The sequence below is a fragment of the Duganella sp. LjRoot269 genome, assembly GCF_964254095.1.
Taxonomy (GTDB): Bacteria; Pseudomonadota; Gammaproteobacteria; order Burkholderiales; family Burkholderiaceae_D; genus Rugamonas; species Rugamonas hordei.
Genome location: NZ_CAXUSL020000001.1, coordinates 963,905 through 983,166 on the forward strand (window position 1 = coordinate 963,905; position 19,262 = coordinate 983,166).

Consider the following 19,262-nt stretch of genomic DNA (forward strand, 5'->3'; position numbering starts at 1 on the left):
CAAGTTTTTTGCTTTCTCAATTCGGCTATACTTGGGCATGAGTGTAACCCATGAAAAAACAATGCTGAAAGCTTTTGACGCAAAAATGGCCGCCCACGCGCTGCGCCTGGCCCGCGATACGCTGCAAAACGAAGCGGAGGCGATCGCCGCCCTGAATGCCCGTCTGGAGACCGACGATAGTGTCGTTCAGGCAATTTCCCTGCTGCTGAACTGCAAGGGCCGCGTGGTCGTGTCAGGCATCGGCAAGTCCGGCCATATCGGCCGCAAGATCGCCGCCACGCTGGCCTCGACCGGCACGCCGGCGCTGTTCGTGCATCCGGCCGAAGCGGCCCACGGCGACCTCGGCATGGTCACCGCCGACGACGCCTTCATCGCCATCTCGTATTCCGGCGAAAGCGCCGAGCTGATGACCATCCTGCCGGTGGTCAAGCGCATGGGCAGCAAGGTCATCGCGATGACCGGCAAGCCGGGCTCCAGCCTGGCCGACATCGCCGACGTCCACCTGAACGTGGCCGTGGCCAAGGAAGCCTGCCCGATGAACCTGGCGCCGACCACGTCGACCACCGTCACCTTGGCGCTAGGCGACGCCATCGCCGTCGCGCTGCTGGACCTGCGCGGCTTCAAGGAAGAGGATTTCGCCCGCTCGCACCCGGGCGGCGCGCTGGGCCGCCGCCTGCTGACCCACGTGCGCGACGTCATGCGCAGCGGCGACGCCGTGCCGCAGGTGACCGCCGACGTCAAGCTGACCGACGCGCTGCTGGAAATCACGCAGAAGGGCATGGGCATGACCGCCATCGTCGACGCCGACGGCAAGCCGGTCGGCGTGTTCACCGACGGCGATCTGCGCCGCATGATCGAGAAGGTCCAGGACTTCAGCAAGGTCATCATCCGCGACGTGATGCACGCCAACCCGCGCTCGATCTCGCCGGAAAAACTGGCCGTCGACGCGGTCGCCGTGATGGAGCAGTACCGCATCAACCAGATGCTGGTGACCGACGCCGACGGCAAGCTGGTCGGCGCGCTGCACATCCACGACCTGACCCGCGCCAAGGTGATCTGATGACTGAATTCACGTATGTCGAACGGGCCGCCCGCGTCAAGCTGATGATCTTCGACGTCGACGGCGTGCTGACCGACGGCAGCCTGCACTACGGTGCCGAGGGCGAGGCGCTGAAGACCTTCAACGTGCACGACGGCCTGGGCATCAAGCTGCTGCAGGAAGCCGGCGTGCAGACCGCCATCATCAGCGCGCGCACGTCGCCGCAGGTGATCAAGCGCGCCGCCGACCTCGGCATCGCCCACCTGCACCAGGGCGGCCACGACAAGCTGACGCCGTTCAACGCGCTGCTGGAAAAGACCGGCCTCACCGCCGAGCAGGTCGGCTTCATCGGCGACGACGTGGTCGACCTGCCGATCTTGACGCGCGTCGGTTTCGCCGTCGCCGTGCCGAACGGCCGCGCCGAAGTGCTCGAGCGCGCGCACCACACCACCGTCGCCGCCGGCGGCCGCGGCGCCGTGCGCGAAGTGTGCGAACTGCTGCTGCACGCGCAGGGCAGCTACGAGCGCGTGATGGCGCAGTTCCTGGTTTGACGGGGATCAGTCATGCGTAAAAGAACAGCCCACCGCTGGCAGCTGACCGTCATCATGGTCGTCGGCGTGTTTGTCGCCGTCGGCAGCTTCTGGCTGGTGCAGGTGGTCAATCAGGCCGGCCAGGAAGCACAGGCCGACCAGCACCGCAACGAGCCGGACTACATCATCGACCGCTTCAGCCTCGTACGCATGAACAAGGCGGGCCAGCCGGCCTACATCATTTCCGGCGACAAGCTGACCCACCGTCCGGTCGACGACGCTTCCGACATCGACAAGCCTTACGTGCACAGCCTGGCGGGCAACCAGCCGCCGATGAATATCCATGCCGATACCGCGCATGTCGACCAGGGCAATACGCGGGTCCAGCTCAATGGTAATGTGGACGTCGTGCGCCCGGCCACGCCGCAAGCGCAGGCGATGCGCATGACGACCCCGGCGCTGACCGTGTTCCCGGACGAGGAAAGAATGGAAACCACGGCGCCGGTCGCGCTGGAAATGGGCAACGCGACGGCCAACGGCGTCGGCATGAAGGCCAACAACGCCACCCGCCAGGTGCAACTGGGCGGACGCGGGCAACTGACCGTGCCGCCGCGCGGCCATTGAAAGAACCAATGATGAAGAATGGAATGATGATGAAAAAACTGATCCTGACGGCCGCGATGCTGCTGATGGCGGCTGGCGCGGCCCATGCGGAAAAAGCCGACGCCAACAAACCGACCAAGATCGATTACGACGATCTGCAGATCGACGACGTCAAGCAAATCAAGACGCTGATCGGCAACGTCGTGCTGACCCGCGGCACCTTGCTGATGAAATCGCCAAAGGCGGTCGTGACGACCGATCCGGAAGGCTATAACTTTGTCGTGCTGACCAGCACGCCTGGCACGCTGTCCACCTTCCGCCAGAAGCGCGACGGCGCTGGCGACCAGTGGATTGAGGGCGAAGCCGAACGCATCGAGTACAGCGACAAGACCGACCTGGTAAAGCTGTTCGCCAAGGCCAAGGTACGCCAACTGGAGGGCGGTCGCCTGGCCAGTGAAGTCGACAGCGAATTCATTTCCTATGACAGCCGCACCGAACATTTCGATGTCAAGAACAACGTCTCTGGCGTCAGCAAACCGGGTGCAGGCCGCGGCACCATGGTGATCCAGCCGACGATCCGTCCGCCTGCAGCCTCGGCTCCCGCCGCCTCCGCCACCACGCCTACGCCGGGGAAATAAATGGAACCATCCTGCGGTAGCACCCTGATCGTCAAAGGCCTGCAAAAGACTTACGGCAAGCGCCAGGTCGTGCACGACGTTTCGCTGCAGGTCGAGTGCGGCGAAGTGGTCGGCCTGCTGGGCCCCAACGGCGCCGGCAAGACCACCTCGTTCTACATGATCGTCGGCCTGGTGCCGTCGGACGCCGGCACCATCGACATCAGCGGCACCGACATCTCCAGCCTGCCGATCCACCGCCGCGCGTCGCTGGGGCTGTCCTACCTGCCGCAGGAGGCGTCGGTGTTCCGCAAGCTGACCGTGGAAGAAAATATCCGCGCCGTCCTCGAAATCCAGAAAGTGGACGGCAAGCCTTTATCCAAGGCTGCAATTGATGAACGGCTCAATACCCTGCTGGCCGATTTGCAGATCGAAAAGTTGCGCGAAAACCAGGCGCTGTCGCTGTCGGGCGGCGAACGCCGCCGGGTCGAGATCGCGCGCGCGCTGGCCACCAATCCGCGCTTCGTGCTGCTCGACGAACCATTCGCCGGGGTCGACCCGATCGCCGTCATTGAGATCCAGCGCATCGTGCGCTTCCTCAAGGAACGCGGCATCGGCGTCCTCATTACCGATCACAATGTGCGCGAGACGCTGGGCATCTGCGACCGCGCGTATATCATCAACCAGGGCACGGTATTGGCTTCAGGCCGGCCAGACGACATCATCGCCAATGAGTCGGTGCGTCGCGTGTACCTGGGTGAACACTTCAGGATGTAGCCTTACCCCATGAAACAGTCATTGCAACTGCGCACGTCGCAGCACCTCGCGCTGACACCTCAGCTGCAGCAGTCGATCCGGCTGCTGCAGTTGTCCACGCTGGAGCTGCACCAGGAACTCGAACAGCTGCTGACCGATAACCCGCTGCTGGAGCGTCTCGACGACCCGCTGGACCGCTCGCTGCGGCTGCTGTCGGACGGCGCCATCAGCCAGCAGGCCCCGGTCGGCGACGCGCCGCCGGAAGGCCCGCCCAACGCGCAGGAAGCGCCGGCCGCCGACGCCGACAACTACGACGGCCCTGCCGCCGACACCGAAAGCACCAGCAGCGACGCCGACGTCGACTGGAGCGACGCCGGCCGCAGCAAGGCGCCCGACGACGAGGACGCGCGCCCGCAGCTCGAAGCCAACCACTGCACGCTGCGCGAGCACCTGATGGAACAGATGCGCGTGACGGTGCTGGAAATGCGCGACCGCGCGCTGGTCGAGCTGATCATCGACGCGCTCGACGAAAACGGCTACCTGGAGGAATCGCTGGAGGACATCCACGCCCGCCTGCCGGAGGAGCTGGAACTGGACATCGACGAACTGCAGACCGCCTTGTCGCTGCTGCAGAGCTTTGATCCGATGGGCGTGGGCGCGCGCAACGCCTCCGAGTGCCTGGCGCTGCAAATCAAGCGCTTGCCGGGCGTGCCGATGGTGACGCGGCGCATGGCGCTGGCCATCGTGGAAAACCATCTGACGTGGTTTGCCCAGCGCGATTTCAACAAGCTGAAAAAAGCGCTGCTGTGCGACGACGAGGATTTGCGCGAGGCGCAGACCGTGATCCGCCAGTGCAATCCGCACCCCGGTTCGGCGTTCGCGTCGGACGTGTCCGACTACGTGGTGCCGGACGTCATCGTCAAGAAATCGCGCACCGGCTGGCAGGTCAGCCTGAACAACGACGTCATGCCGCGCCTGCGCGTCAACGCCATGTACGCCAACCTGCTCAAGCAGGGAAAAGGCGAGGGCGCGATGGGCGCGCAGCTGCAGGAAGCCAAGTGGCTGATCAAGAATATGCGCCAGCGTTTCGACACCATCCTGCGCGTCGCCCAGGCGATAGTAGAAAGACAAAAGAACTTTTTCTCGCACGGCGCGGTTGCCATGCGCCCCCTTGTGCTTCGCGAAATTGCTGATACACTGGGTTTACACGAGAGTACTATTTCTCGGGTAACAACTCAAAAATACATGCTGACCCCGCACGGCATGTTTGAGTTGAAATATTTCTTTGGTAGCCATGTCGCCACCGAAGCGGGAGGGGAAGCAAGTTCGACGGCGATACGCGCACTCATCGTGCAATTGACAGGAGCAGAAGACCCGAAAAATCCTTTATCCGACAGTAAGATTGCGGACATGCTGGGAGAACAAGGCATGGTGATTGCGCGACGAACTGTTGCCAAATATCGCGAAGCGTTGAAAATCCCGCCAGTCAGTCTCCGCAAGTCTTTGTAGTTACTTGGTTCCTGCGCGCCCGGTAGTAATGGGCCACGCACTAACCGTAAGAAGCGACATCATCTTTAGGAGTGTGTATGAATCTCACCATCAGTGGACATCATCTCGAAGTGACCTCGGCCATCCGTGAATACGTGCAGAACAAGCTCGAACGCGTCACACGCCACTTTGATCAAGTGATTGATATTGCTGTCATTCTGACTGTAGATAACCTTAAAGAGAAAGAGAAACGCCAGAAGGCTGAAATCAACCTGCGCATGTCGGGTAAAACCGTCTACGTGGAAAGCCTGTCCCAGGACCTGTACGCCGCCATCGATACGCTGATCGACAAGCTGGATCGGCAGGTCATGAAATACAAAGCCAAGGTCCAAGAGCACGGCCACGATGCGATCAAGCATCTCCCGGATAGCTACGAACCCGCTGCCGCCGCCCTATAACAACGGCCCCGGCACCACTCGACTAAGGGCGCATCGGCGCCCTTTTTTGAGGTAAGATAGTTAAACGTTTAACTTGATGAGCCCTCCCATGAAATCTCACCTGATTGCCAGCACGTCATTGCTTGGCCTGCTCGCCACCGGCGCGGCGCTGGCGTGCGAAGCCCCGCCGCCGGCCCGCATCGACATCGACGCCAACAGCTACTACTCGGACGCGCACCATTCCGTCATCGATCCGGTGCTACGGGCGCGCAACATCGCCAACACCAAGCCGATCGAAGACTTCCTGGCCGAGGTGGCGAAGGGCGCCACCGCCTACCAGCTCGACCCCAAGGCCAACGCGGCCGACGGCGCCTGCGCGCTGACCTGGCTGGCCAGCTGGGCCGGGCAGAAGGCCATGCTGGGCAAGCTGTCCAGCGAGCAGGCCTACTACGTGCGCAAGTGGACGCTGGGCGGCATGGCGCTCAGCTATGCGCGCCTGAAGCCGGCCGCCGGCGCCGCGCAGCAGCAGGCCATCGAAGGCTGGCTCAAGACGCTGGCCGACGCCACGATGGCGCACTCCGATGCGAAGAAGGGCGGCCGCAACAACCACTACTACTGGGAAGGCCTGGCCGTCACCGCGGTCGGCGGCGTGACGGGCGACCAGCGCTACCTGGGCTGGGGCCGCAAGGTGTTCGACCACGCGATGGGGCAGATGGCGGCCGACGGTTCGCTGCCGGCCGAGATGGAGCGCGCGGCCAAGGCGCTGCACTACCAGGTGTACGCCACCGTGCCGTTGGTGATGATCGCATCGATCCTGGACCTGCATGATCCCAAGCTGGACCAGATCGTCAAGTTCACCGTTGCGGCGTCGGCAGATCCGTCGGGCATCGCCAAGGCCACCGGCTTCGAGCAGGAGCGCGTCGGCGTGCTCGACGTGACCACCATCTACGGCCGCCACGAAGGCAAGCCGCAGGAGGTGCCGGCGAAGAAGCAATGGCAGCCGCGCCTGGGCGGCGACCTCAATCTGCCCAATCCGCTCGAACATCTGGCGGCGCCGAAGTCGCAGTAGAATAGGGCTTTTCCTTCAGCCCTTTTTACTCATGAGCGAATACGTCCACACCAGCGTCGGCAACGGCACCGGCACCATCACGCTGGACCGGCCCAAGGCCCTGAACTCGCTGTCGCTGGCGATGGTGCGCGACATCACGCAGGCGCTGCTGGCATGGCGCGACGACACTTCGGTGGCCGCCGTGGTCATCCGCAGCAGCAGCGAAAAGGCGTTCTGCGCCGGCGGCGACATCCGCTTCTTCTACGACGTCGGCCGTGGCTCGCCGCAGGGCGGCAGCGCGCTGCTGGAGGATTTCTTCAGCGAGGAATACGCGCTCAACCACCTGATTCATTTTTATCCCAAGCCCTACATCGCGCTGATGGACGGCGTGGTCATGGGCGGCGGCATGGGCGTCTCGCAGGGCGGCCCGGACTGCCGCGTGCGCATCGTCACCGAGCGCACGCGGATGGCGATGCCGGAAGTGAACATCGGCCTGTTCCCTGACGTGGGCGGCAGTTACTTCCTGCCGCGCGCGCCGGGCAAGCTGGGCTACTATCTCGGCCTGACCGGCGTGACGATAGGCGCGGCCGACGCGCTGTACGCCGGCCTGGCCGACCACTACGCGGCCGTGGCCGACATGGAGGTGCTGGAGGCGATCCTGGAGTCGACCGCGGGCGCGGAACTGCCGGAGGCGATCGCCGCCTTCGCCGCCCCCTACAGGCCGGCCGAGGGCAAGCTGGAGGCCGAGCGCGCCGCCATCGACCGCCACTTCGGCGCCGGCTCGGTGCCGGCCATCGTCGCCTCGCTCAAGACGGACGACAGCGCCTTCGCGCAGAAAACGCTGGAGATCATGGTTACCCGTTCGCCGCTGATGATGTGCGTCACGCACGAGCTGCTGAAGCGCGGCGCCGCTTCAAGCGTGGCCGACTGCCTGCGCATGGAACGCACGCTGGTGCGCCACAACTTCGAGGACGGCGAAGTGATCGAAGGCGTGCGCGCCCTCGTCATCGACAAGGACAACGCGCCGCAGTGGAAGCCGTCGTCGCTCGAAGAAGTAACCGAAGAAATGGTGCAGCGCTTCTTCCAGCCTGTGTGGCCGGATTACGCGCACCCGCTGCGCCACCTGGACTAGGCGCCGATGTCCGTCCAACTGGACCGTATCGACATCCAGATACTGAACCTGTTGCAGGACGACGCGACGATACCGCTGCGCCGTCTTGCCGAGCTGGTACACGCCTCCGCCGCCACCTGCCAGCGCCGCATCGCCCAGCTGCGCGCCAGCGGCGTCCTGGTCAAGGATGTGGCGCTGGTCGACCGCGTGCGGGTCGGCCGTCCGCTGACGGCGTTTGTCACGGTGCAGCTGGAGCAGCAAAATACCGCGCTGCTGAAGATGTTCGAGTCGCTGATGCGCGAAGAGTCCGACGTCATGGCCTGCTACGAAGTGGCCGGCGAATTCGACTTCATGCTGGTGGTCACGGCGGCGTCGATGGAATCGTTCCAGGCGTTCACGCGGCGCGTTTTCACGTCGAACAACAACGTCAGCAACTACAAGAGCTTGCTGGCCATGAACTGCGCCAAGTTCGAGACCAAGGTGCCGCTGTGAAAATTGAATAATTCGTGCACCGCAAGGGGCAAGAATGCGATTTTGTCTCACGGCCGCTCGGTAAGATGTGCCTTCCATCTACACAGGAATGCCATCATGATCGACCACGTTTCCATCGGCACGCGCGAGCTCGCGCGCGCGACCGCCTTTTACACCGCCTGCTTCAACCCGCTGGGCTACAGCTTGCAGCACCAGGACGCCACGCAAGTGATCTACGGCGCCGACGGCGCGTGGAGTTTCTGCCTGTATCCGTCCAGCGGCGACGGCGTGCTGGCCGGCGACCGCGCGCACCTGGCGGTGTCCGCACCGAGCCGGCAGGCCGCGCGGGAATTCTTCCATGCCGCCATGAGCCTGGGCGCGATGGCGCTGCGCGAGCCGGGCCTGCGGCCCGACATCAACGACCGGTATTTCGGCACCATGATCAAGGACCCCGACGGCCACACCATCGAAGTGGTGCACTGGAGCCGATGATATTTTTGCTGGCCCTGGTTTGTTACTGCTCGCGGTGGCGCAGCACCACGCGCTCCGTGGCGTGGAAGTAGGCGGCCAGTTTTTCCGCCATGTAGACCGAGCGGTGCTGGCCGCCGGTGCAGCCCAGCGCCACCGTCAGGTAGCTGCGGTTGTCGGTCTTGAAGGACGGCAGCCACTTTTCCACGAAGGCGCGGATGTCGCTCATCATTTCCAGCGCGCTCGGCTGCGCGTCGAGGAACTCGATCACCGGCGCGTCGCGTCCCGTCAGCGGGCGCAGCGTCAGGTCGTAATAGGGATTCGGCAGCGCCCGCACGTCGAACACGAAATCCGCGTCCATCGGTACGCCCAGCTTGAAGGCGAACGATTCGAAGAACAGCGTCAACGGCGCGCGTTCCGCCGCCACCAGGTCCTTGACCCAGGTGCGCAGCTTGTTGGCGCTCAGTTCCGACGTGTCGATCACGTGACCCAGCTGCTCGATATGCGACAGCCGCTCGCGCTCTTCCAGGATGCATTCGATCAGCGTGCGGCGCGCGGCGGGGTTCTGTCCCGGCCGCAGTTCGTGCGACAGCGGATGGCTACGCCGCGTTTCCGAAAACCGCGCCACCAGCGAGTGCGTGTTGGCGGTCAGGAACATGACCTTGACGTCGTGGCCTTCCTCGCGCAGCCGCTTGACGTCGGCCGGCAGCGAAGCCAGCGACTCGGCGCTGCGGGCGTCGACGGCCACGGCCAGCGCCTGCAGGCCTTCCTCTGCCAGCGTGGTCACCAGGTGGGACAGCAGGGCGGGCGGCAGGTTGTCGACGCAATAGTGTCCCGTGTCTTCCAGGACGTTGAGGGCGACGGATTTGCCGGAGCCCGAAATGCCGGTGATGAGTACGATGCGCATGCTCAGTCTCCGCTCATGGCTTGGCGTTGGTGGAGCGGGGAATTCGTGGAGCGCAGCTCCGCGCCTGCGGAACGGTTGCGCCATGCATGGCGCAACTCCTTAGCAACATTCAATCTTTGCTGCATTTCAATCTCCGCTCATTGCTTGGCGTTGCCGTTCCATGAATTCCTGCAGCGTGTCGATGCCGCGCAATTGCAGGATGGTATTGCGCACGGCGGCCTCCAGTAGCACCGCGATGTTGCGGCCGGCCGCCACCGGGATCACCACCTTGCGGATCGGCAGGCCCAGCACGTCCTCGGTCGGGAACTGGAACGGCAGGCGCTCCACTTCCTCGTCGGCCGCGCCGCGCCGCACCAGGTGCACGATCAGCTTCAGGCGCATCTTGCGGCGCACGGCGGTCTCGCCGAAGATGGCCTTGATGTCCAGCAGGCCCAGCCCGCGCACTTCCAGCAGGTTCTGCAGCAGGGCGGGGCAGCGGCCCTCGATCATGTTCGGCGCGATGCGCGAGAACTCCACCGCATCGTCGGCCACCAGGCCGTGCGAGCGCGAAATCAGCTCCAGGCCCAGCTCGCTCTTGCCGAGGCCGGAGTCGCCGGTGATCAGCACGCCCACGCCCAGCACGTCCATGAACACGCCGTGCATGATGATGCGTTGCGCCAGTTTCTTCGACAGGTAGACGCGCAGGAAGTCGATCACCTGTGCGGCCGGCAACGGCGTCGAGAACAGCGGGATGTTTTTTTCGTCGCAGATGGCGAGGATGTCGGGCGGCGTTTCCAGGCCCTGCGCGATGATCAGCGCCGGCGGGCCGCCGGCGATCAGCTCGCCGATGACGTGGGCGCGCGTCAGCGATTTCAAACGCTGGTAGTAATTGATTTCCTGGTGCCCGAAGACCTGGATGCGGCCCGGGTGGATGGTGTTCAGGTGGCCGACCTGGTCGGCGGCCGAAGCGACGTCGCCGGAGATCAGGCGTTCGCCGCCGGGGAAGCCGGCGAACCAGCCTAGCTGCAAACTTTCGCGATTGTCGTCGTAAAGCCTTTGTATCGTCAGCGGAGTTTGCAGCATGGGTGTCTTTAAGGAATAGGTTGGACTAGACCTTAGTTTAACCTATCTCACCCGGCTGCTTGCAGGCTGGGCATCCAGTTGATGATGCGCGAGTGTACCGACTTCGGTTCCGTGTCCGTGCTCAGCGCGGTGCGGAAGGCGTCGTCGGAGAACATTTCGGCGATCTCCGACAGGATTTCCAGGTGCTGCTGGGTGACGTGGTCGGGGATCAGCAGGAAGAACAGCAGGTTGACCGGCTTGCCGTCGGGCGACTCGAACGGAATCGGCTCGGCCAGGCGCACAAACGCCGCCAGCGGCGACTTCAGGCTCTTCATGCCCTTGATGCGGCCGTGCGGAACCGCCACCCCGTGGCCCAGTCCGGTCGAACCGAGGCGCTCGCGCGCGAACAGGTTGTCCGAGACGGTGGAGCGGGCGATGCCGCAGTTGTTTTCAAAAATCAGGCCGGCTTGCTCGAAAGCGCGCTTCTTGCTGGAAACTTCCAGGTCGAGCAAGACATTTTCAAGTGAGAGTATTTTGCTAAGGTTGTTCATAACACGACATAAAATGTTGCAACGCACAAAGGTGGCATGCGAGCAGAATTATAGGCTTGTTTCTGCGCCATGTAACATGAAATCGCTCGCGCCTGTCATTGCGTTTATGTCCGCCAGCCGACGCGCGGGCTGGACTTGAAATGCATCAAAGAAAGGAATCGCTATTTCTGAATAGAAATCTCGGAAAACGCCGGTTTTTTGCCAGGGTCTGGGGCAAATTTCCGATTTTTGCGCGTTTTCAGGCCGTTGTGGCCGTATGACGCAACTCTGCACGCCATATGCACATCATACGCCTGATTTTTCCGGTTTGATCGAAGAAAAAGAGGGCTTTATTGACGTGCGCCACGAAGATTGGGTGGTTTCTGTGCGGTGCTGAAGTTGCTGCGCCACGGATTGATGTCGAGGCCGCCGCGGCGGGTGTAGCGGGCGTACACGGCCAGCTGCTGCGGCTGGCACTGGCGCAGGATGTCGGTGAAGATGCGCTCGACGCACTGCTCGTGGAATTCGTTGTGCTCGCGGAAGCCGATCAGGTATTTGAGCAGGCTTTCCTGGTCGATCTGCGGACCGGCGTAGTGGATCTGCACGCTGGCCCAGTCCGGCTGGCCGGTGACCAGGCAGTTCGATTTGAGCAGATGCGAGATCAGCTTTTCCTCGACCGGCTCTTCGTCGAGGGCGGCCTTGAGGATGTCCGGCGTCGGGCTGTAGTGGTCGACTTCGATGTCGAGGCGGTCCAGCAGCAGGCCGTCCAGTTCGCCCATCTCCACCATGCCGAATTCTTCCGGCTGCGTGATTGAAATGTGCACCGTGGCGCCGAAGCCGTTCGACAAGTCCTGCTGCAGCAGCGTCTTCAGCGCGACCACGCTGTCGAGGCGGGTCTGGTTGAACGAGTTCAGGTACAGCTTGAAGGATTTCGATTCGATGATGTTGGGCGAATCGGCCGGCACGGTGATGCGGGCGATCGCCACCTGTGGCTTGCCGCGCTGGTTCAGCCACGAAATCTCGTAGGCGTTCCAGATGTCGACGCCGAAGAACGGCAGCGTGCCGGTCAGGCCCAGCTCGTCGCGCTTGCCCTGGCGCGCGATCGGGAACAGCAGTTCCGGCGCGTAATCGGTGCGGTAGGCGGAGGTTTTTCCCAGCGGGGACAGGTCGACGGAGTTGGTCATGGCGATCATGGTGTTTCGGTGAAGGACGGCATGGTAGCGCAAACCATGCCGTCGTGCTGCGTTTAGCCCAGGAACAGCTTGTACACGGGATTGGCGCTCTCGTCCCAGTAGCGGTAGCCCAGCGTGGTCAGGAACTGCGCGAACTGGCCCATTTCCTCGGACGGCACCTGCAGGCCGATCAGGATGCGGCCGACGTCGCCGCCCTGGCTGCGGTAGTGGCACAGCGAGATGTTCCAGTTCGGCGCCATCGAGTTCAGGAAGCGCATCAGCGCGCCCGGACGCTCGGGGAACTCGAAGCGGTACAGCAGCTCGTCCTTGGCCAGCGTGCTCTTGCCGCCGACCAGGTGGCGGATGTGCGCCTTGGCCAGCTCGTCGTGCGTCAGGTCCAGCGTCCGGAACTCGTTCTGCTCGAAGGTGCGCGCCAGCGCGCTCGATTCGCCGCGGTCGGCGATCTGCACGCCGACAAACACGTGGGCCTCGTCCTTGTCGCTGATGCGGTAGTTGAACTCGGTCACGTTGCGCGGGCCGACCAGCGCGCAGAAGCGCTTGAAGCTGCCGCGTTGTTCCGGCAGCGTGACGGCGAACACCGCCTCGCGCGCCTCGCCCAGCTCGGCGCGCTCGGCGACGAAGCGCAGGCGGTCGAAGTTCATGTTGGCGCCGCTGCAGATGGTGATCAGCGTTTCGTTCCGGATCGGATCCTTGGTCAGCGCTGCGCGCTCCACGTAGGCCTTGGCGCCGGCCACGGCCAGCGCGCCGGACGGCTCCAGGATCGAGCGCGTATCGCTGAACACATCCTTGATCGCCGCGCTGATGGCGTCGGTGTCGACCAGGATGATGTCGTCCACGTACTGCTGCACCAGGCGGAAGGTTTCCTCACCCACCAGGCGCACCGCGGTGCCGTCGGCGAACAGGCCGACGTCGGACAGGGTGACGCGCTCGCCGGCCTTGACGCTGCGCGCCATGGCGTCCGAATCAAGGCTTTGCACGCCGATGATCTTGATGTCCGGGCGGATCTGCTTGACATACGCGGCGATGCCGGAAATCAGGCCGCCGCCGCCGATCGGCACGAAGATGGCGTGGATAGGGCCGGAATGCTGGCGCAGGATTTCCATGCCGATGGTGCCCTGGCCGGCGATGACGTCCGGGTCGTCGAACGGGTGCACGAAGGTCAGCTTCTGCTCCTGCTCCAGCATCAGCGCGTGGTTGTAGGCATCGGTATAGGATTCGCCGTGCAGCACGACTTCGACTTCGGCGCCGCCGCGCGCCTTGACCGCCTCCACCTTCACTTGCGGGGTGGTGGTCGGCATCACGATGACGGCGCGGCAACCCATGCGCGCAGCCGACAGCGCCACGCCCTGGGCGTGATTGCCGGCCGAGGCGCAGATCACGCCGCGCTTGCGCTGGGCTTCGCTCAGGTGGGCCATCTTGTTGTAGGCGCCACGAATCTTGAAGCTGAACACGCTCTGCATGTCCTCGCGCTTGAAATAAATTCGGTTCTCGAAACGCTGCGACAGCGTCGGCGCGAGTTCCAGCGGGGTTTCAGTAGCGACGTCGTAGACGCGCGCGGTCAAGGTTTTCTTCAGATAGTCGATAGTCATAGTCTGCAAACAAAGTGATTCCAGGGCTCAAACCCGGGGGGGAAAAGCGGGGTCAGTTCCGGCAATCTGCCACACGTGGCAGATTGCCGGAACTGACCCCGCTTTTCCGCCCCCGGATTCTCGTTCGATGCTAACTATCCGGCGGGTGACCGGGTGGAGCAGGGGCGCGGCCGCGCGCGGATGGGCGCGCGACCGGACTGTTCAAGCGTGCGGTGTGTGCTTCATTATAATGGACACCTTTCCTCCCGCTCAAAGAAACCGATGATCGAATCTGCAATTGCCTGGCTGCTGCACGTATTGGCGGCGCCGGAAGTGGGCCTGACTTCGGTCTTTATCATCAGTTTCATCTCCGCCACCTTGCTGCCGCTGGGCTCAGAACCGGCCGTGTTCGCGGTGATCAAGGCCAATCCCGCCGTCTTCTGGAGCGCCATCGGCGTCGCCACCGTCGGCAACACGCTGGGCGGCGCCGTCGACTACTGGATGGGCTACCAGGCCAAGCAAACCTTCGCCAAGGAGCGCAAGAGCCGCTGGTTCCACTGGCTGGAGCGCTACGGCGCCAAGACCATGCTGCTGGCCTGGCTGCCCGGCATCGGCGATCCGCTGTGCACCTTGGGCGGCTGGCTCAGGCTGCCGTTCTGGCCCAGCATCGCCTATATGGCGGTCGGAAAACTGCTGCGCTACCTGACCATGACCACGCTGCTGTTGTACGTGCCGGACGGCGTATGGCACCGGATCGGCCAAATGCTGGGCTAATTTGGTGCAATCTATCATATTGCCAGAAGCGCCTCCGCTTAAATTTCATTCAGTTTTATAATTGGTATTCCCCCTTATATGCCACTAAGTCGGAAGATTTTCGAATTTCTGGTGGGTGCGAGCGTTACCGATAGCCCCTTGGCGGCCTAAGGCTGTTCCGGCGTGGTGCGCCGCAATACGCTAGAATGGCCCTCCCGGGTTCAGTCTACAAGTCCAATCGCACAATGAATGCCCCTGCACAAATCCAAGCTTTGATGGCGGAAACGCCCCACGGTCCGGAGGCGACGCGCCTTCGTGAAATTCCTTACAACTACACGTCGTTTTCCGATCGCGAGATCGTCATCCGGCTGCTGGGCGAGGAATCGTGGAGCTTGCTTGATGCATTGCGCGGCGCGCGCCAGACCGGCCGTTCGGCCCGCATGCTGTATGAAGTGCTGGGCGATATCTGGGCGGTACGCCGCAATCCCTACCTGCAGGACGACCTGCTGGACAACCCGAAACGCCGCCAGGAACTGATCGCCGCGCTGCATCACCGCCTGGCCGAGGTGGACAAGCGCCGCCTGACCGTCGACGACACCGGCGCAGGCGTGGGCAACGGCGCGGACGACGAGGCGCAGCGCCAGCGCAGCGCCAACGTGGTCAAGCTGCTGCGCGCTGCCGGCAAGGCCGTGGCCGATTTCGGCGAAGAATTCAAGCAGACTTACGACCTGCGCAAGCGCACCTACAAGGTACTGGGCCGCTATACCGACAAGCACAACATCTGCTTCGACGGCATGAAGCGCATCTCGCACGTGACCGACGCCACCGACTGGCGCGTCGAATATCCGTTCGTCGTGCTGACGCCCGACACCGAAGAGGAAATGGCCGGCCTGGTCAAGGGCTGCATCGAACTGGGGCTGACCATCATCCCGCGCGGCGGCGGCACCGGCTACACCGGCGGCGCCATTCCGCTGACGCCGATGTCGGCCGTCATCAACACCGAGAAGCTGCTCAACATGGGCGCGGTGGAAATGAAAGTGCTGCCGGGCCTGGACCGCGAATACGCGACCATCTACACCGGCGCCGGCGTCATCACCAACAAGGTTTCCGAAGCGGCCGAGAAGGCCGGCTTTGTGTTCGCGGTCGATCCGACCTCTGCCCACGCTTCCTGCATCGGCGGCAACATCGCGATGAACGCGGGCGGCAAGAAGGCCGTGCTGTGGGGCACCGCGCTGGATAACCTGGCTTCATGGCGCATGGTCGATCCGAACGGCGACTGGCTGGAAGTGACGCGCCTGGACCACAATCTGTCGAAGATCCACGACACGCCGCTGGCCCGCTTCAAGCTGGAATGGACCCATCCGACCGCGCGCGGCGAGGCCAAGGGCGATCCGTTCAAGACCGAGATCCTGGAAATCGAAGGCCGCAAGTTCCGCAAGGAAGGCCTGGGCAAGGACGTCACCGACAAATTCCTGGCCGGCCTGCCGGGCATCCAGAAAGAGGGCTGCGACGGCCTGATCACCTCGGGCCGCTGGATCCTGCACAAGATGCCGAAGTTCGCGCGCACCGTCTGCCTGGAGTTCTTCGGCCAGGCGCGCGACGCGATTCCATCGATCGTCGAGATCAAGGATTACCTGGACGGCCTGCCGGCCAAGGGCGAGCAATTCAGCTCGCTGCGCCTGGCCGGCCTGGAACACCTGGACGAGCGCTACCTGCGCGCGGTCGGCTACGCCACCAAGTCGAAGCGCGGCGTGTTGCCGAAGATGGCGCTGTTCGGCGACATCGTCGGCGACGACGAAAACGCGGTCGCGCTGGCCGCGTCGGAAGTGGTGCGCATCGCCAATACCCGCGTCGGCGAAGGCTTCGTGGCCGTCAGCGCCGAGGCGCGCAAGAAATTCTGGCTGGACCGCGCCCGCACCGCCGCCATCGCCAAGCACACCAACGCCTTCAAGATCAACGAAGACGTGGTGATCCCGCTTAACCGCATGGGCGAATACACCGACGGCATCGAGCGCATCAACATCGAGCTGTCGATCAAGAACAAGCTGCAGCTGACCGACGAGTTGCAGCAGTTCTTCGCCGCCGGCAATCTGCCGGTCGGCAAGAGCGACGACGCCGACGATGCCGTGGGCGACGAGGAAATGCTGGGCGACCGCGTGGAGCAGGCGCAAGCGCTGCTGGCGCAGGTCGAGGCGCGCTGGACCTATCTGCTGGCAGGACTGGACAAACCGCTGGCTGCCGTCACTGGCGAACTGGCCGCGCTGGGAATGGAGCGGCTGCTGCCGGTGTTCGAAGAACGCCTGAAAACGCAGGCCGACGCGACGCTGTTTGACGTGGTGCAGGACCGCACCATTCGCGTCACGTGGAAGCAGGAAATCCGCGCCCAGCTGCGCCAGATCTTCAACGGCGCCGCCTACAAGCTGATCCTCGACGAGGCCATCGCCATCCACAAGCGCGTGCTGCGCGGCCGCGTGTTCGTGGCGCTGCACATGCACGCCGGCGACGGCAACGTGCACACCAACCTGCCGGTCAATTCGGACCATTACGAGATGCTGCAGCTGGCGCACCAGGCCGTCGCGCGCATCATGAAGCTGGCCCGTTCGCTCAACGGCGTCATTTCGGGCGAGCACGGCATCGGCATCACCAAGCTGGAATTCCTGACCGAGGAAGAAATCGGCCCGTTCCGCGACTACAAGCTGCGCGTCGATCCGGAAGGCCGCTTCAACAAGGGCAAGCTGCTGAACCTGGCCGGCATGGAAGCGGACTTGTCCAACGCCTATACGCCGTCGTTCGGCCTGATGGGCCACGAATCGCTGATCATGCAGCAAAGCGATATCGGCGAGATCGCCAACAGCGTCAAGGACTGCCTGCGTTGCGGCAAGTGCAAGCCTGTCTGCTCTACGCATGTCCCGCGCGCCAACCTGCTGTACTCGCCGCGCGACAAGATCCTGGCGACCTCGTCGCTGATCGAAGCCTTCCTGTACGAAGAGCAGACCCGCCGCGGCATCTCGATCAAGCACTGGGAAGAATTCGAGGACGTGGCCGATCACTGCACGGTCTGCCATAAATGCGTCACTCCATGCCCGGTCAATATCGACTTCGGCGAGGTGTCGATGAACATGCGCAACCTGCTGCGCAAGATGGACAAGAAGAGCTTCAAGCCGGCGCTGTCGGCCACCATGTTCTTCCTGAACGCGACCGACCCGACCACCATCAACGCCACCCGGCAGGTGATGTCCAACTGGGGCTTCAAGGCCCAGCGCCTGGGCCACGACGTGCTGAAGAAATTCGCCAAGAAGCAGACCAAGGCGCCGCCGCCGACCGTGGGCAAGCCCAAGGTGCGCGAGCAGGTGATTCACTTCATCAACAAGAAAATGCCGGGCAACCTGCCGAAGAAATCGGCGCGCGCGCTGCTCGATATCGAGGACGACAAGGTCATCCCCATCATCCGCAATCCGCAGACCACCAACGCCGATACGGAAGCGGTGTTCTACTTCCCCGGCTGCGGCTCGGAGCGTTTGTTCTCGCAAGTGGGCCTGGCCACGCAGGCCATGCTGTGGGAAGTCGGCGTGCAGACCGTGCTGCCGCCCGGCTACCTGTGCTGCGGCTATCCACAGCGCGGCAACGGCGAGTTCGACAAGGCCGAGAAGATGATGACGGACAACCGCGTGCTGTTCCACCGCATGGCCAACACGCTCAACTACCTGGACATCAAGACCGTGCTGGTGTCGTGCGGCACCTGCTACGACCAGCTGGCGACCTACGAGTTCGACAAGATCTTCCCGGGCTGCCGCATCATGGACATCCATGAATACCTGCTGGAAAAGCAGGTCAAGCTGGAAGGCGTCAACGGCACGCGCTATATGTACCACGAGCCTTGCCACAATCCGATGAAGCTGCAGGAGTCGGGCAAGACCATCAACGCGCTGATCTCGACGGTGGACAACGTCAAGATCGAGAAGAACGACCGCTGCTGCGGCGATTCCGGCACGCTGCAGGTGTCGCGTCCGGACATCGCCACGCAGGTGCGCTTCCGCAAGGAAGAGGAAATGATCAAGGGCGCCGACAAGCTGCGCGCCGACGGTTTCACCGGCGAGGTGAAAATCCTCACCAGCTGCCCGTCCTGCCTGGGCGGCGTGTCGCGCTACAGCGAGGATGCCGGCACCACGGCCGACTACATCGTGGTCGAGATCGCCAAGCACCTGCTGGGCGAGAACTGGATGCCGGACTACGTCAAGCGCGCCAACGACGGCGGCATCGAGCGGGTGCTGGTGTAATGGCCTGCGATCTGTGCACGCTGCTTGAGGCGCCTGGTCCGGCGCTGATCTGGGGCGACCATCAATTGTCGGTGGTCGCCGTGGACGAGGCGGAGTATCCGGGCTTTACGCGCGTGGTGTGGCATGCCCACGTCAAGGAAATGACGGACTTGTCGGCGGCCGAACGCAGCCGCGTGATGGACGTGGTGTGGGCGGTGGAATCCGCGCAGCGCGCCGTGATGGCGCCGGAAAAAATCAACCTGGCCAGTTTTGGTAATATGACGCCGCATGTGCACTGGCACGTGATACCGCGCTACGCGGACGACGCGCATTTCCCGAACCCGACGTGGGCGGTGGCGCTGCGTGCGTCGTCGCCGGAGGTGCTGGCCGTGCGCCGCGCCTTGCTGCCGGCCTTGCATGCCGCCATTATCGAACGTCTGAAAACATAA

General features: G+C 63.5%; 19 protein-coding genes. 14 read left to right on the forward strand and 5 right to left on the reverse strand.

Annotation, left to right across the window (positions count from 1 at the left end):
* Window positions 1-61: 61 nt before the first annotated feature.
* The 11 genes from ACSQ3S_RS04195 (at window position 62) to ACSQ3S_RS04245 (ending at window position 8,589) form a co-directional block, all read left to right on the forward strand.
* The gene (locus ACSQ3S_RS04195) at window positions 62-1,060 is read left to right on the forward strand and encodes a KpsF/GutQ family sugar-phosphate isomerase (RefSeq protein WP_353405267.1); all 999 of its coding nucleotides are present in this window, start codon (window positions 62-64) and stop codon (window positions 1,058-1,060) included.
* Window positions 1,060-1,590, forward strand: a complete 531-nt coding sequence (locus ACSQ3S_RS04200) for a KdsC family phosphatase (protein ID WP_353405266.1) — start codon at window positions 1,060-1,062, stop codon at window positions 1,588-1,590. Before ACSQ3S_RS04195 ends, ACSQ3S_RS04200 begins: the two co-directional genes overlap by 1 nt.
* 12 nt (window positions 1,591-1,602) lie before the next feature.
* Window positions 1,603-2,193: an LPS export ABC transporter periplasmic protein LptC gene (gene lptC, locus ACSQ3S_RS04205; protein ID WP_176655306.1), complete on the forward strand. Its 591-nt coding sequence runs from the start codon at window positions 1,603-1,605 to the stop codon at window positions 2,191-2,193.
* Between the two features lie 23 nt (window positions 2,194-2,216).
* Complete coding sequence (gene lptA, locus ACSQ3S_RS04210) at window positions 2,217-2,810, forward strand: lipopolysaccharide transport periplasmic protein LptA (RefSeq protein WP_413448875.1); 594 nt, start codon at window positions 2,217-2,219, stop codon at window positions 2,808-2,810.
* On the forward strand, window positions 2,811-3,563 hold the full coding sequence (lptB, locus tag ACSQ3S_RS04215) for an LPS export ABC transporter ATP-binding protein (RefSeq protein ID WP_176655307.1): 753 nt from the start codon (window positions 2,811-2,813) through the stop codon (window positions 3,561-3,563).
* A gap of 9 nt (window positions 3,564-3,572) precedes the next feature.
* Complete coding sequence (locus ACSQ3S_RS04220) at window positions 3,573-5,051, forward strand: RNA polymerase factor sigma-54 (RefSeq protein ID WP_176655308.1); 1,479 nt, start codon at window positions 3,573-3,575, stop codon at window positions 5,049-5,051.
* Window positions 5,052-5,128: 77 nt separating this feature from the next.
* On the forward strand, window positions 5,129-5,488 hold the full coding sequence (hpf, locus tag ACSQ3S_RS04225; protein WP_026334892.1) for a ribosome hibernation-promoting factor, HPF/YfiA family: 360 nt from the start codon (window positions 5,129-5,131) through the stop codon (window positions 5,486-5,488).
* Window positions 5,489-5,576: 88 nt separating this feature from the next.
* Entirely contained in the window at window positions 5,577-6,536 is a 960-nt protein-coding gene (locus tag ACSQ3S_RS04230; RefSeq protein ID WP_436141648.1) for an alginate lyase family protein, read from the forward strand.
* Between the two features lie 31 nt (window positions 6,537-6,567).
* The gene (locus tag ACSQ3S_RS04235) at window positions 6,568-7,647 is read left to right on the forward strand and encodes an enoyl-CoA hydratase/isomerase family protein (RefSeq protein WP_436141649.1); all 1,080 of its coding nucleotides are present in this window, start codon (window positions 6,568-6,570) and stop codon (window positions 7,645-7,647) included.
* Window positions 7,648-7,653: 6 nt separating this feature from the next.
* Window positions 7,654-8,118, forward strand: coding sequence for an Lrp/AsnC family transcriptional regulator (locus ACSQ3S_RS04240; RefSeq protein ID WP_176655312.1), 465 nt, complete (start codon window positions 7,654-7,656; stop codon window positions 8,116-8,118).
* A 96-nt stretch (window positions 8,119-8,214) separates the two neighbouring features.
* Window positions 8,215-8,589: a VOC family protein gene (locus ACSQ3S_RS04245; protein WP_353405262.1), complete on the forward strand. Its 375-nt coding sequence runs from the start codon at window positions 8,215-8,217 to the stop codon at window positions 8,587-8,589.
* A 22-nt stretch (window positions 8,590-8,611) separates the two neighbouring features.
* On the opposite strand, the gene rapZ is transcribed toward ACSQ3S_RS04245, so the two are convergent.
* The 5 genes from rapZ to ilvA all read right to left on the reverse strand — a co-directional run bounded on the left by rapZ (window position 8,612) and on the right by ilvA (window position 13,825).
* Window positions 8,612-9,472 (reverse strand): RNase adapter RapZ, encoded by an 861-nt coding sequence (rapZ, locus tag ACSQ3S_RS04250; RefSeq protein WP_176655314.1) that lies wholly within the window; start codon window positions 9,470-9,472, stop codon window positions 8,612-8,614.
* Between the two features lie 126 nt (window positions 9,473-9,598).
* A complete protein-coding gene (gene hprK, locus ACSQ3S_RS04255) occupies window positions 9,599-10,534 on the reverse strand; it encodes an HPr(Ser) kinase/phosphatase (RefSeq protein ID WP_008444515.1) in 936 nt (311 codons plus the stop codon).
* Between the two features lie 47 nt (window positions 10,535-10,581).
* Entirely contained in the window at window positions 10,582-11,064 is a 483-nt protein-coding gene (locus ACSQ3S_RS04260) for a PTS sugar transporter subunit IIA (protein ID WP_176655315.1), read from the reverse strand.
* Window positions 11,065-11,393: 329 nt separating this feature from the next.
* Window positions 11,394-12,227, reverse strand: coding sequence for an NADPH-dependent 7-cyano-7-deazaguanine reductase QueF (gene queF / locus ACSQ3S_RS04265; protein WP_436144991.1), 834 nt, complete (start codon window positions 12,225-12,227; stop codon window positions 11,394-11,396).
* A 62-nt stretch (window positions 12,228-12,289) separates the two neighbouring features.
* Entirely contained in the window at window positions 12,290-13,825 is a 1,536-nt protein-coding gene (gene ilvA, locus ACSQ3S_RS04270; protein WP_436141650.1) for a threonine ammonia-lyase, biosynthetic, read from the reverse strand.
* A 261-nt stretch (window positions 13,826-14,086) separates the two neighbouring features.
* On the opposite strand from ilvA, the gene ACSQ3S_RS04275 reads away from it, so the two are divergent.
* From ACSQ3S_RS04275 to ACSQ3S_RS04285, 3 genes are all read left to right on the forward strand, one after another.
* Entirely contained in the window at window positions 14,087-14,578 is a 492-nt protein-coding gene (locus ACSQ3S_RS04275; protein ID WP_413448776.1) for a YqaA family protein, read from the forward strand.
* Window positions 14,579-14,802: 224 nt separating this feature from the next.
* Window positions 14,803-18,834 carry a DUF3683 domain-containing protein gene (locus tag ACSQ3S_RS04280; protein WP_436141651.1) on the forward strand — a complete coding sequence of 1,344 codons (4,032 nt, stop codon included), beginning with the start codon at window positions 14,803-14,805 and terminating at the stop codon, window positions 18,832-18,834.
* Window positions 18,834-19,262 (forward strand): HIT family protein, encoded by a 429-nt coding sequence (locus tag ACSQ3S_RS04285; RefSeq protein WP_436141652.1) that lies wholly within the window; start codon window positions 18,834-18,836, stop codon window positions 19,260-19,262. Before ACSQ3S_RS04280 ends, ACSQ3S_RS04285 begins: the two co-directional genes overlap by 1 nt.